Raw genomic sequence first — 13,819 nt, forward strand, 5'->3', positions numbered from 1 at the left:
TTAATCAGCCCTTGAAAACACCTTTTTTATTTTACCGGACTAAACTTTTTAACGCGTCATCCTATGGATATCAATTTTCAGATCGAAAAATTCCGCAAACGGTTTACCGAGGTGGAGCAACAACTCAGTGACCCGATGATTTGTTCCGATTCCAAAAAAATGCAGGAACTCGGGAAAGAACATTCCCGTCTGAAAAAACTCGTCATAATCGATGATGAATTGAATAAAACGCAGAAAAACCTGGCAGAAAATCGGGAAATCATCGCCGATGGCAGTGATGCTGAGCTTGTGGATATGGCAAAAGAAGAGGTAGAGCCTTTAAAAGCACTCGAGGATAAACTCCTTAAAGACCTGCGCCTAGGGATTGTTCCACCAGAGCCGACTGATGACCGTAATGCCATTGTAGAAATCCGGGCGGGAACCGGAGGCACGGAAGCCGCGCTTTTTGCTGCCGATTTATATCGGATGTACATCCGGTATGCAGAGACCCAAGGGTGGAAAATGGAGTCCATGGACTCGAATCCATCTGACCTTGGCGGATACAAGGAAATCATCTTTTTAGTGACGGGCGAAAATATCTTCCAGAAACTCCGTTTTGAAAGCGGGGTCCATCGTGTCCAACGTGTCCCGGCTACAGAAGCTCAAGGGCGTATCCATACCAGTGCGGCCACCGTCGCTGTATTACCCGAGGCTGAGGAGGTGGACATGGTGATAAATCCTAATGACCTAGAAATCAGCGTGTGCCGTTCGGGCGGGCCTGGCGGACAAGGTGTGAATACCACTGATTCTGCTGTCCAAATCCATCATAAACCCACCGGGGTTATTGTCCGCTGTCAGGATGGACGTTCACAGACCAAGAATAAGGAAAAGGCGATGAATGTCTTGCGTTCACGCCTGCTTGAGAAAAAAATCGAGGAGGAAGATGCTAAATATGCCGCGCATCGCAAATCCCAGATCGGTTCGGGCGACCGGAATGAGAAAATCCGGACTTATAATTATCCCCAGAACCGTGTGACCGACCACCGCATTAATCTCACCCTCTATAATTTGAGTAACTTCATGGAAGGCGACATTGATGAAATGGTGACGACTCTGGTCCAGACGCACCTGGAAGAGAAACTCTCCGAACTTTCCTAATTGTCTTTTGTGGGGGGAGTGACTATACCCTTCTGACGCGTGCGCATCTTGGACATCATTAACTCCACCACAGTCTTTTTTCAAAAAAAAGGTCTGGAAAGTCCGAGGCTTCAAATCGAACTCCTGCTCGCGCATCACCTAAATTTAAAACGGTTGGATTTATACCTACAGTTCGAGCGTGAACTCAGCGATTCTGAGTTAGAGCCCCTGCGGGAAATGGTAAAAAAGAGGGCGGCAGGCATGCCTTTGCAGCATATTACCGGGATAGCCCCCTTTTACGGGCGTGATTTTATTGTGACCGAGGATGTGTTGATTCCTCGGCCGGAGACAGAGCAATTGGTGGAATTTGCCTTGGGCAAATTGCGCGGGATGCACTCGGTGGACGCGCGCAAATTGCGCGTACTGGACCTTTGCACGGGTAGCGGGATTATCGGGATTACCCTTGCCTTGGAGATGGATGGCATCGAGATCGTCGCTGCGGATATTTCGCAAGCGGCTCTCGAGATCGCACGGAGAAATGCCGGTAAACATCTCACAGAAGAAAAGGCAGTCGAGTTTATCCATTCGGATTTATTTTCATCCCTCGCAGGGAGATTTGACCTCGTGATGACGAATCCCCCGTATATCGCCACGGATATCATCGGTACTCTCTCGCGTGAGGTGCAGTGCGATCCTGTTCTGGCCTTAGACGGGGGAGCTGATGGGCTGGAGGTTATCCGCAAAATCATGATTGGATCCCCGCACTTCCTACAGCCCGAAGGGTGGTTGCTGATCGAGATCGGCCATGATCAGGCTGTGCCACTCGTGGATTTATTTTCTAAAAACAAATTCCAGTCAACCGGGATATTCAAAGACATTAGTGGTTTTGACCGGATCGCCACCGGGCAAATGGCTCCGACGGTTATCTAGGGGGCAGAGCGGAGTTTTCACTTTTTTGTCATTTGCTGAAAAATAGTCTTTTCGTTCGAGGCGTAAACAGGCATTTTTTTGAGCCCATGGATAAATTTGTTATAGAAGGCGGCGTCCCCCTTAATGGAACGATAATGGTCAGCGGTTCTAAAAATTCGGCTTTGCCTATTTTAGCGGCGACCTTGCTCACTAAAGAAAAATGTATTTTGCATAACGTCCCCGACCTCAGTGACGTGCGTTTCATGCTTGATATTCTCCGGTTCCTCGGGGCGGCTGTGACTTTCGAAGGAAATACGGCCACTGTGGAAGCGACGACAGTTTCCTCGACGACACCTTATGATCTCGTGCGCAAAATGCGTGCGTCGATCTGTGTACTGGGTCCTATCCTCGCCCGTAATCTGGAAGTGAAAATCTCCATGCCCGGCGGGTGTGTCATTGGAGATCGCCCGATCGATATCCACTTGCGCGGGATCCAATGCCTCGGAGCCCATGTGAATACCGAAGGCGGGGATGTCCATGCCACTGCCAAAGAGCTGGTGGGGACAGAGATTAATATGGGGGGTAAATTTGGTTCGACCGTCCTCGGTACCGGAAATATTATGATGGCCGCGACCCTCGCGAAAGGGGTAACGGTTATTGAACAAGCCGCGTGTGAGCCGGAAGTCGTCGATTTGGCTGATTTCCTGATCAGCATGGGAGCTCGTATCCAAGGGGCGGGCACCCGCCGCATCGAGATTATCGGGGTCCATGAACTCCACGGGGCGGAACATAATGTCATTCCTGACCGGATCGAAGCGGGCACTTTCCTCGTGGCAGCTGCGGCCACCCGTAGCAAATTGCTCCTGAAGGGAATCGAACCCAGGCACCAAGTCTCCCTTTTCCATGCACTGCGTGATTGTAATGTGGATCTCGTGGTGGAAGGCTCCACAGTCACAGTGCAGCCTAATGGCGAACTAAAATCCACAGAGATCATCACCGAGACATTTCCCGGGTTTGCCACGGACATGCAGGCTCAAATGGTGGCCATGCTGACCATGGTCAGCGGAATCAGTGTCGTGACAGAAAAGATTTTTCCGAACCGATTCATGCATGTCGCCGAGCTCAAACGGATGGGCGCGGATATACAGATGGATGGGGCTACAGCGATTATTAGAGGGGCTAAAGAGCTCCAAGGTGCTCCGACCATGGCTTCCGATCTCCGGGCTTCTGCCGCGCTCGTGATTGCCGGTCTCATGGCCAAAGGCACCACCGAGGTCAACCGTGTTTATCACATCGACCGGGGTTACGAACACATCGACGAGAAACTCAAAGCTGTCGGGGCCCGTATCACCCGCGCCAAAGGCGTGTAATTATTTTTCACCGTAAATCTACGGAAATAAAAAAAAAGCCCCGCGGGAAAGCGGGGCTTTTTCTTTGTAGGTGTGAATAAAAGAGTTACTCATCCCGGCGTCCGCCGAAGAGAAGGGGCAGCAGATACCAGAGGAAATAAAGGAGGGAGGTAATGAATGCAGCCACATAGGTGAGGGCGGCGGCATTCAGCACTTTATTGACCCCTTCGGTTTCTTCGCCCGGCTGGATAAAACCCATTTTTCCCAGGATCACCTTGGCGCGGTTCGATGCGTCGAACTCCACTGGCAGGGTCACAAGGTTAAAGAGCATAATCACTCCCCAACCGACGGCCATGATCCAACCCGCGATCCAGGGGTTTAGTCCCATAAAAAAAATACCCAGCAGGGGAAGCCACATGACGACTTGGTTAGCAAATGTCGTGGCTCCCACCGCAGCCATACGGATTTTTAACGGGGCATAATGGACTTTGTCCTGGATGGCATGTCCGCATTCATGGGCAGCGACTCCTAGGGCGGCAGCTGACGTGCCGTGATAGACATCAGTAGAAAGAACGAGGCGTTTATGGATGGGATCATAATGATCGCCCAATATGGAGGGATGCTCGATAATCTGGACATTACCGATCCCCGCAGCCTGGAGGATCGCGGCGGCAGCCTCGGCCCCGGTATAACCCGCACGAGTTTTGAGTTTGCTGTATTTGGCGAACATTCCTTTGACCCGGGCTGCAGCAGCCAGAGAAATCAGAAGGGTTCCGACCATTAAAATAATTGCGAGTATCATGGTGATTTATTTGCTCCTTGTTTTTATTAGACCATTAATGAACCACAGAGTTTCATTCCGTCAAATGGATTTGGTAACTTACGCTGTGCGGTAAATTTGACCAGCTTTTAGACTTTACCCCGTAAAGGAAAAAGAAAGATGGTGCGCGCGAGAGGATTTGAACCTCCACCCGGTTAAGGACTAGAACCTGAATCTAGCGCGTCTGCCAGTTTCGCCACGCGCGCACAAAAACGAATAAAATCAAGATGTGTAGCCTGATTCGACTTTGTTCTTAACATCCCTGTAGGAAAAATCAACCTGGTAAATTTGTTTATAAGCTTCGAGGGCTTCTTCCTTTTTGCCTGCGGCATCGAGGGCGGCACCAAGATTATAAAGAACGTCCTTTTTAAGGTTATCCATGACAGGCATTTCAGTGATGCATTTTTGGAACTGGGTCACGGCCAGATCGTGCATCCCTTTTGAGGTGAAACACATGCCGAGGAAATTTAACGAGGCATGCCGCCTATTCGGTGCGCGTTGGGCGAATTGAAACTCTGCCTGGGCGTCGTCGACCAAACCGAGGTTAAAATAGATTTCCCCGAGATTATAGCGCAGGAGCGGATCATTAGGGTATTTAGTGACTTGTTCCTTCGCAAAAGCAAAGCTGAGACTGTCCCGGTCACGTTTGAATTCCTCGATTTCAGCTAGGTATTGCTGTGTCTCAGGACTCTCTGGAACGGCAATGAGGTAATCCTCACGTTCTTTAATCCATTGATTATAACGTTTGATCCGGATTTCAGACATCAGGCGTTCGAGATTCTGATCGACATTGCCTGTAGCAGCATAGACGTGTTTGTAATAGGCCAAGGACATGTCAAAATCCTTTAACTGCAAAAATAAATCGGCCAAAGTGGAGTAATGGTTGAGATTATCCGGTTCGGCATGCATTTTTTCTTGGGTGGCCGCAATGAGTGAATGCAGTGTTTCCTCAGTTTTATAAATTTTCGTCTCACTCTCCATCCGGATAGACTCCGCTTGGTTTTTCATGGAGTCTTTATAAGTCTTTTTCTTATCATCCCAGCCCCCGCCGGTGATGGTGGCAGATGCAGTGGCGTCTTTGAGGCCTTTAGCTGCTTGGGCGTTATTTTGTTGCCCGGGTAAGCGCAGGAGGGCCTCGTAAGTCTTGACCGCCTTATCCCCTTGGTTTTGGGTAATATAAATTTCAGCAAGTTTAAAGAGGTTATCGATGTCAGTGGGATTTCCTTCGCGGTAAGTTTCCCTCGCAAAAATAGCGATTTCGACCATGTCAGCACCCACAGCAGCTTCGGCCAAGATATTTGTGCCTACCTTACTGAAAGGGTCGATGGCCAGGATTTGTTCCGCGACTTCCATTGCCTTGGTGGGATCTTTTTTCGGGGAAGCTTGGGCTTGGAGACGGGTTATATTTACGATCGACATGGCCTTTTTAAATTGGCTCATCCCCTTAGTCTTTTTAATGGCCGTGGCTCGGAGTGTCTGACGGGCCTTTAGGAACGCAGGCTCCCTGACGAGTGCGGACTGGAGTATATCAATCGCGTAATCGTAGTTGTCTTTTTTCGCTGCATCTTCGCCTTTGTGAAAAAGCGTTTTAACGTCAGGCGATATGTCCTGTTCTGTCTTAATCATGACCCGTAAATATAAATAATAAAGTTAACTGAAAATAACCCCTGTAAAGAGGCAGGTCAATGGAGAAAATAATTACTTTGCTTGTAATTTCAAACACACGGTTTCAAAGGCTAACATTTCCGGGATATTGGTCCTGTCTAGGTCATCGATGAGTTTTTCGATCAGGCTAATGGCCCTGATCCACTTATTTTCAGGGTGTTTTCCGGCTTGGCTGCGCAGGATTTCTTTATCTCCCGGGAAATGTAAGTGGGCAGAATCGACCTCCATTTTCATCATTAAGATGTCCCGGTGCCAGAGATAAAATATTTTCAGGATGGCCTGCCTTTCCAAGCGGCGGAATGCCGAGACTTGGGCCTCGGTTTCTTGCTCGACCTTCTGGAAATAACTTTTTTCAGCAATATCCTTCCACTTATCTGTGTCTTGGGAATCATTGAGCCGTGATTTATAATCTTTGACGGCAGTATCAAGCTCGGCAATCAGTCCGGTCAACCCTTGATAAAGAGTGAAAATATTTCCTTCAGAGGACAGCCCTCGCAGGAAATCCAGTGTTTCATTTTCCAGAGGGGAGAGCTCCTTGGCAGAGACAAAAGAAAATTGTAATTTCTGGCACCGGGCGATGATGGTGTCCGGTAGGGTCTCTGGTCGTGATGTCAGCAGGAGTAGGAGACAATTCAAGGGGGGCTCTTCCAGAGTTTTGAGGAAGGCATTGTAGGCGGCGGCATTCATACAATCGGCATCTTCAATGACCGCGACTTTATATTTTGCCATCATCGGCTTTTGGAAAAGGGCTTTATTCAGGGTTTGAATCTGGTCAATAGTGATCTGGCGGCTTTTGCTCTCGGCTTTGAGATGGAAAAGGTCAGGGTGATTCATAGATTCAAAACGGTGGCAGGAATCACATTGCCCGCAGGCATCATGGAGTTCGCTGAATTTCGCGCAATTCACCGCTTGGGCCAGGGCGATGGCAGTTTGTAATTTTCCCACACCCCGGTCGCCCTTCAAGAGATAAGCGTGTGCGAGCCTTTGGAGCCGGATCGTTTTGATGAGTTGATCGGCGACGATTGATTGATGGGGGATTTGGGCAAAAGGCATGGCTGGGGGGGGACCTGTGATTATAGATTTAGGCGCGCTCCGACGATATCCAAGATTTTTGCGCTGATTTCCCCGATGGTACCCTGGGCATCGATGGAGTGAACTCGGTCGGGCTCAGCGGCAGCGATTTTCAGGAATGATTCACGGACTTTCTGGTAGAAGTCCAGGGGTTCACTCTCCATACGGTCGTCTTTGTTATCGCCGGGTTTCGAGCGTGCGATCATCCTCCGCCGCGCAAGGGCCGGATCGAGATCAAGGTAAAGGGTGATGTCAGGGATACATTCGGCCACGGCGAAGGAATTAATCTGCGCCACTTGCGCGGGCGCGAGTTTCCGGGCGGCCCCTTGGTAAGCGGTAGTAGAGTCGGAGTAACGGTCACAGAGGACGGTTTTTCCGGCCTTGAGTGCAGGCAGGATGACCTCGCGTGCGTGTTGAGCCCGGGCAGCGGCGAAAAGAAGGAGTTCGGCCTCGGGGGACATGTTTTTACCGGCGGGATGGAATTTGAGCAAATTGCGCAGTTCCTCACCGAGGGGAGTGCCGCCGGGCTCACGGGTGAGGACGACCTCACGGTTCAAGCTCCTGAGCTTGTCGGCAAGCAGAGCGATTTGCGTCGTTTTGCCGACTGCTTCTCCGCCTTCAAATGTGATAAAAAGAGCCATGATATCTGGGGAATTATTTCATCTCGACTGAGGCCACCGCCATGGCGGCGATACCTTCCTTGCGGCCGATGAATCCCATGGTTTCATTAGTAGTAGCTTTGATGCCGATCTGGGACTCCCGGGCTTTGAGGGCTTTAGCGATCCGCTTTTTCATTTCGGGAATGTAGGGGAAGATTTTTGGGGCTTCGGAGATCACCGTGGCATCGATATTTCCCAGGGTGACATATTTGCGGAGCATGAGTTCAGCAATTTGCTCGAGGAAAACAAGGCTGGAGATATTTTTCCAGCGAGGATCGGTATTCGGAAAATAATGCCCGATATCGACCTCGCCCATGGCTCCGAGGAGCGCGTCTGCGATGGCGTGAATGAGGACATCTGCATCCGAATGGCCGTCGAGGCCTTTGTCATGGGGGATTTCCACGCCCCCGAGTACGCATTTGCGCCCGGGAACTAATTGATGAACGTCGTAACCTAATCCAGTGCGATACATAATCCCCCTTTTCTAAGCAAATTGCCCAAAAACGCCAACATTAATTCCAGCAAGATATTTTTTCTCGGCGGATTTCGCCGATCAGGATGAGCGTGGAAATTCCCCATGGAACGATCATCTACCCACTGTGCCCGGCACAAATCGCGCGGGATCATGGAGTTTTATAAACAAAAACTCCAGCTCCCCTCGCCTGTGACCTTTACTTTTGAGGCAACGTTTGTGTAGGAGGCCAGAGCTCCCCGAGGACTTTTTTTACCAGATGGCTAGGGTGTTGGAAAAAATAGAGGTTGATGCAGGGTGGAATCTAAAATACAATTCCTTGACACTCAGCAAGACAATGACACTTTGTTCAATCTGACCCCCCCAAAAAAGAAAAATATTATGAATCAAATACCTGGAATGCGACATGAAACCGACAGTATGGGGGGAGTCGATGTCCCCGCAGATAAACTCTGGGGTGCCCAGACTCAGCGCTCATTGGAGCATTTCAGTATTGGGAAAGATTTAATCCCCCGCGAAATGATTACGGCGTATGCGACGCTCAAAAAAGCTGCAGCCATCGCTAACCACGGGAGTAAACGGCTCGAAACCGAGCAGTACGATCTCATTGTAAAAGTGTGTGATGAGATTCTCTCCGGCCAGCATCATGATATGTTCCCGCTCCACGTGTGGATGACCGGCAGTGGCACACAATTTAATATGAATGTCAACGAGGTGGTGTCGAACCGCTGTTGCCAGCTGGCCGGGACAGCCCTAGGCAGCAAGACCCCCGTCCATCCAAATGACCATGTGAATATGGCACAGTCCTCGAATGACTCTTTCCCGAGTGCCATGTATATTGCTGCCGCGGTGAATACCAAAGAACGCCTCATCCCGGCGGTAAAAGCCCTGCATGATGCCATCGCGCTCAAAGTGGAAGAGTGGAAGGATGTGATCAAAATCGGGCGGACCCACATGCAGGATGCCACACCGCTCACCCTCGGCCAGGAATGGTCGGGATATGCCGGAATGCTCGCGGACAATCTCGCCCGGATCGATTCCTCGCTCGAAGGCGTTTACCGCCTCGCGCTGGGAGGCACCGCCGTGGGAACGGGCATCAACTCGGCGCCGGGTTTTGCGGAAGCCTCGGCTGCGGAAATCGCGAAACTCACCGGGCTGCCATTTGTCACCGCCCCAAACAAATTCACCGTCCAGGGCGCCCACGATGCCCTGGTTCAGCTCTCCGGCACGCTGCGCACGCTGGCCGTCTCACTTTACAAAATCGGCAACGACATCCGCCTGATGTCCTGCGGTCCGCGCGCGGGCTTCGCGGAATTGATCATCCCGGAAAACGAGCCGGGATCGTCGATCATGCCGGGCAAAGTGAACCCGACCCAGGCCGAGGCGCTGACAATGATTTCCGCGCAGGTGATGGCAAACGACGTGGCCGTCGGCTTCGGGGGGGCCGGCGGATACCTCGAAATGAATGTTTACAAGCCGCTGATTATTTTCAACATCACTCACTCGATCACGATCCTCACCGACGGCTGCACGAATTTCCGCAAATTCCTCGTCGAAGGCACGAAGCCGAACCTCAAAAAAATCGGTGAATACGTCGAGCGTTCGCTCATGCTCGTGACCGCGCTCTCGCCGGTCATCGGCTACGACAAGTCCTCGGAAATCGCCCACTACGCGATGGACCATGACCTCACCCTGAAGGACGCGGCCATGAAGCTCGGCTTCGTCTCGTCGGAGGATTTTGACCGCATCGTGGATCCGAAAAAAATGGTCGCCCCCTACGTCGCCTAATCCCCAAACCCAACGAAACAACCCATGACAAAGATCACCACCACCAAACGCGGGATGGAAGTGCTGCACGATTCGAAGCTCAACAAGTCCACCGGATTCACCGAGGCCGAGCGCGTGGCGCTGGGGCTCGTGGGATTGGTCCCCGACATCACTGAAACAATTGATGAACAACTAAGCCGCGTGCTGCAACAACTGGCGCACAAGGCGAAGGAACTGGATCAGTTCATTTATCTGATGAACCTGCTCGACAGCAATGAGACGCTTTTCTATCGCACGATCATGTCCGATCCCGCGCGTTTTCTGGAGATTGTCTATGACCCGACGATCGGAGAGGCCTGCTTGAAGTTTGACCACATTTTCCGGCGTCCAATGGGGATGTATCTCTCGATCACGAGAAAAGGCACTGTGAAAGACGTGCTGCGCAACTGGCCGGTCAAGGACGTGCGCTTCATCTGTGTGACGGATGCGGGCCGGATTCTTGGCCTGGGCGATCTGGGTGCCAACGGCATGGGCATTCCGATCGGGAAACTTCAACTCTATACCGCCGCCGCTGGAGTTCCCCCGCAAGGACTGCTGCCGATGTATCTTGATGCCGGCACCAACAACGAAGGCTATCTTGAGGACCCGCTTTATGTTGGAATGCGGAAAAACCGCCCAGCCACGGCGGATCTCTACGCCTTCGTGGACGAGTTCGTCGAAGCCGTGCAGGAAGTCTTCCCCAAATGCTGCATCCATTTTGAGGATTGGACAGGCACGGACGCCATTGCCCTGCTCGCCCGCTACCGTGATAAAGTCTGCTGCTACAACGACGACATCCAAGGCACAGCCGGTGTCACGCTCGGAGGCCTCATCAACGCGCTCAAGATTACGGGCGGCGAACTCAAGGACCAGCGCATCCTGTTCCTCGGCGCAGGCTCGGCAGCCATCGGTTTGGCGGACCTCATCGTTTCCGCGGTGAGCAAAGAGCACGGGATACCGGTCGAAAAGGCCCGCGAAAAAATCCGTTTGTTCGACACAAAGGGACTCGTCTATGCCGGCCGTCCTGGTCTCGAAGCCCACAAACAGCCTTTCGCTCACAAGATTGCCCCGAGCAAACCCTTCAATTGTCTCGATCTTCAGACCGAGTATCCGCAGATCGTCGCGGCCATCGAGGATTTCAAGCCCCAGGCCATTATCGGGGTCAGCACGGTGGGTAAGTTGTTCAGCAAGGAGGTTGTGGAAGCCATGGCCCGGCACAATGAGCGCCCGATCATTTTCGCCCTCTCGAATCCGAGCGAAAAACATGAAGTCCTTCCGACGGATGCCTACACTTGGACGAATGGCAAGGCGGTCTATGCCGGAGGTGTTCAGTTCCCGCCGGTGCACCTCGCCGACAAAGTGCTGCTGCCATCCCAAGCGAACAACCTGTATATTTTCCCGGCGGTGGGAATGGCGATCTATGCCACGCACGCCAAGCGCGTGACCGACGAGATGTTTATCGAGTCCGCCCACGCCGTCGCGGATCTCGTGACCCCGGAGCAACTCGCACTTGGCATGCTCTTCCCGCCCCAGTCGGACATCCTTGAAGTCGAGATCAAGATCGCCGCGCGGGTCGCAAAGCTTGTGTTCGACAGCGGACTGGCTCAGGTCGATCGTCCAGCCGACATGGAGGCCTTCATCCGCCAGCATGTCTACTCGCCGGTCTATCCCAGTCTCGCTTAGGGCGCGCGATGCACTTTTGACACCGGTGGCGCCGGGGAAATGAGCCGGTGGTCGAGCACTGCGATTACCACCGGCCCTCCCTCTCCGTCCAAAACCGTGCTCTCAAAAATCGCACAAACCCGACGCAGGCCGAGGCATTAACCATGCTTTGTGCCCAAGTCATGGCCGATGATGTGGCTGTCTGTTTTGGCGGGGCGGGAGGTTATCTCCAGATGAATGTCTATAAACCTTTGATTATCCAGAATATCACACATTCATTGACCCTATTAACGGATGGGTGCACGAATTTCCGGAAATTCCTCGTGGAAGGGACAAACCCAAATTTGAAAAAGATCGGGGAGTATGTGGAACGCTCCTTGATGCTCGTGACGGCCTTGTCACCGGTCATTGGTTATGATAAAGCATCGAAGATCGCGCATTATGCCATGGACAATGATTTATCCCTCAAAGAAGCTTCCTTAAAGCTTGGTTTTGTCACGGAAGATGAGTTTCACCGGATCGTAGATCCGGTGAAAATGGTGAAGCCTTACGTGGCCTCCTGAGATCACCCTTTTCGTGCGGGGGGGGCGGGGGAATCATCCGTTCAGCGATTTAGCTCTTTATGGTCCTTGGAGTGGAGCTTACCCTGGAGTCCACCGGTGTGGATGAAACAAATTCTTTTATCTCCGGGGAAATATGATTTCCGGGATAAATCCAATATTCCGTAAAGGGTTTTGCCTGTATAAACGTGTTCGAGAGGCAGTGAGTAGTCCTTCTCGATTTGCGTAATAAAAGCGAGGAGTTCGGGCGTATACTTGGCGTAACCGCCGAAATGGTAGTCCGTGATCATGGAGAGGTTCGGTAAAGGGCTCCCTGCCATCTTTTCAGCTTGGGTTTTGAGGAATCCCCCGTCTTTGAGTGCTGAAAAGGCGATGACTTTTGCTCCGGGGTCTCGGGATAATAAAGCCTGAGCGATTCCTGCTGCCGTTGTGGCGGTACCGGCAGCGAGGCAAAAGATATCCGCATGGCTCACGAGGGAATCTCCCCATTCCACACACCCACGCAAACCAGCCTCATTCGAGCCCCCTTCAGGAATAAGATGAAAATCCCCAAAAAGGTTCTTAAGCCGGGCAATGAATCCTGACTCTTCCTTCCGCCGGTATTCTTCCCGAGTGACGAAATGAAGCCGCATGCCGTGTTCCCGGGCAAATTGCAGCGTCGATGAATAGATTGCGGGTTCTTGCCCCCTGATGACACCGATGGTTTTCAGATGATTGAGTGAACCTGCAACAGCCGTGGCGTAGATATGATTGCTACAGGCACCCCCAAATGTCAGGAGGGTATCGTGACCGTTTTGAATCGCATCAAACAGGTTGTTTTTGAGCTTCCAGAATTTGTTCCCCTGATATAACGGGTGGTTCAAGTCCTCGCGGAGAACCGTGACGGATACAGGCTTTGTCAGATTATCTTGAAACAAGATATTCTGGAACAAGGGTTCATAGGAAGATGAAGATGGGGTTGTGTTAAATATTTTTCGAGAATTAGACAGAAACCTAATAAAATCAATCTGTTTATAAGGAGCAGGCTATTGCCCGGCCGTTGCCGTTTTTCCACTGTCTTATGATCAGTTCGTGGAAAATAACACAGAGGGCGTCTCGCCCGAGGGTTCTACAAAAGGCGAAGCCTCCGATCTTTCCTCATCTTAGATTAAAAATAATCTGCGTGAATCTGCGTCATCTGTGGATAGCACTGTCTCCTACCGTTACGATAAATTTAATCGTGTGACTGCCAAAATACACGGGGACGGGACCCGTGAAAAAAATGGATATGATGCCTATGGGCGTCCTGTGTCGCTGAAGGTGGTTTCTTCCACAGGCAAATTGCTCACTCAAATCGAATACAAGTGGGATGCTGCTGGGCAACTCTGCGAACGTAGCCGCGACGGGATTTCCCAAAAATACGAATATGATGGTGCAGGACAATTGACCTCGGTTCACTCTGAAGGGCAATCAGCCCGCTTATCGAAGGGAAGCGATATCCCGGAAGAGAGTTACTCTTATGATATTGCGGGAAACTTGATTGAAAAGAAAATCGGCGGACAGAAAACTCTTTACACTTATGATATGGCCAACCGTTTGACCGCCTCGCATGAATACACCGCAGACGGCAGCGAGGTGTCATCGAAACAATGTGTGTATGATGCTCTCGGTAGGTTGATCGAGGAGAAGAAGGATGGGGATTTGACTCGCTTTGAATACGGTATGTGTCTCATTGCAGATGGACATCAGCA

Annotated in this window: 12 protein-coding genes, 1 tRNA gene and 1 pseudogene; 7 read left to right on the top strand and 7 right to left on the bottom strand. The window is 51.4% G+C overall.

Translation table 11 applies throughout. The features are described 5' to 3' along the window. The first annotated feature begins 63 nt into the window (after window positions 1–63). From prfA to murA, 3 genes are all read left to right on the top strand, one after another. Window positions 64–1,137 (top strand): peptide chain release factor 1, encoded by a 1,074-nt coding sequence (gene prfA, locus SGI98_07335; GenBank protein MDZ4743217.1) that lies wholly within the window; start codon window positions 64–66, stop codon window positions 1,135–1,137. Window positions 1,138–1,176: 39 nt separating this feature from the next. Continuing rightward, window positions 1,177–2,046, top strand: a complete 870-nt coding sequence (prmC, locus tag SGI98_07340; protein MDZ4743218.1) for a peptide chain release factor N(5)-glutamine methyltransferase — start codon at window positions 1,177–1,179, stop codon at window positions 2,044–2,046. Window positions 2,047–2,132: 86 nt separating this feature from the next. Continuing rightward, window positions 2,133–3,395 carry a UDP-N-acetylglucosamine 1-carboxyvinyltransferase gene (gene murA / locus SGI98_07345; GenBank protein MDZ4743219.1) on the top strand — a complete coding sequence of 421 codons (1,263 nt, stop codon included), beginning with the start codon at window positions 2,133–2,135 and terminating at the stop codon, window positions 3,393–3,395. A gap of 85 nt (window positions 3,396–3,480) precedes the next feature. On the opposite strand, the gene SGI98_07350 is transcribed toward murA, so the two are convergent. The 6 genes from SGI98_07350 to ispF all read right to left on the bottom strand — a co-directional run bounded on the left by SGI98_07350 (window position 3,481) and on the right by ispF (window position 8,061). After that, on the bottom strand, window positions 3,481–4,176 hold the full coding sequence (locus tag SGI98_07350; GenBank protein MDZ4743220.1) for a zinc metallopeptidase: 696 nt from the start codon (window positions 4,174–4,176) through the stop codon (window positions 3,481–3,483). A 139-nt stretch (window positions 4,177–4,315) separates the two neighbouring features. Then, a tRNA-Leu gene (locus SGI98_07355) sits at window positions 4,316–4,400 on the bottom strand. Between the two features lie 16 nt (window positions 4,401–4,416). Further along, window positions 4,417–5,820: a tetratricopeptide repeat protein gene (locus SGI98_07360; GenBank protein ID MDZ4743221.1), complete on the bottom strand. Its 1,404-nt coding sequence runs from the start codon at window positions 5,818–5,820 to the stop codon at window positions 4,417–4,419. A gap of 72 nt (window positions 5,821–5,892) precedes the next feature. Next, a complete protein-coding gene (locus SGI98_07365; GenBank protein MDZ4743222.1) occupies window positions 5,893–6,912 on the bottom strand; it encodes an AAA family ATPase in 1,020 nt (339 codons plus the stop codon). Window positions 6,913–6,932: 20 nt separating this feature from the next. Continuing rightward, window positions 6,933–7,571 (bottom strand): dTMP kinase, encoded by a 639-nt coding sequence (tmk, locus tag SGI98_07370; GenBank protein ID MDZ4743223.1) that lies wholly within the window; start codon window positions 7,569–7,571, stop codon window positions 6,933–6,935. Window positions 7,572–7,584: 13 nt separating this feature from the next. Continuing rightward, window positions 7,585–8,061, bottom strand: coding sequence for a 2-C-methyl-D-erythritol 2,4-cyclodiphosphate synthase (gene ispF, locus SGI98_07375; protein MDZ4743224.1), 477 nt, complete (start codon window positions 8,059–8,061; stop codon window positions 7,585–7,587). Window positions 8,062–8,451: 390 nt separating this feature from the next. Between ispF and fumC (SGI98_07380) the strand changes: the two genes are divergently transcribed. The 3 genes and pseudogenes from fumC (SGI98_07380) (at window position 8,452) to fumC (SGI98_07390) (ending at window position 12,092) form a co-directional block, all read left to right on the top strand. Further along, complete coding sequence (fumC, locus tag SGI98_07380) at window positions 8,452–9,849, top strand: class II fumarate hydratase (protein MDZ4743225.1); 1,398 nt, start codon at window positions 8,452–8,454, stop codon at window positions 9,847–9,849. Window positions 9,850–9,873: 24 nt separating this feature from the next. Then, window positions 9,874–11,550: an NAD-dependent malic enzyme gene (locus SGI98_07385; protein MDZ4743226.1), complete on the top strand. Its 1,677-nt coding sequence runs from the start codon at window positions 9,874–9,876 to the stop codon at window positions 11,548–11,550. Between the two features lie 110 nt (window positions 11,551–11,660). Next, window positions 11,661–12,092: pseudogene (fumC, locus tag SGI98_07390) on the top strand (class II fumarate hydratase). Window positions 12,093–12,133: 41 nt separating this feature from the next. Here the strand turns inward: fumC (SGI98_07390) and SGI98_07395 are convergent. Then, window positions 12,134–13,006, bottom strand: coding sequence for a pyridoxal-phosphate dependent enzyme (locus SGI98_07395; protein MDZ4743227.1), 873 nt, complete (start codon window positions 13,004–13,006; stop codon window positions 12,134–12,136). A gap of 262 nt (window positions 13,007–13,268) precedes the next feature. On the opposite strand from SGI98_07395, the gene SGI98_07400 reads away from it, so the two are divergent. Next, window positions 13,269–13,819, top strand: a 551-nt coding sequence (locus tag SGI98_07400; GenBank protein MDZ4743228.1) for an RHS repeat domain-containing protein, incomplete at its 3' end; no start/stop codon positions are given.

The organism is Verrucomicrobiota bacterium (assembly GCA_034440155.1).
Classification (GTDB): Bacteria; Verrucomicrobiota; Verrucomicrobiia; order JAWXBN01; family JAWXBN01; genus JAWXBN01.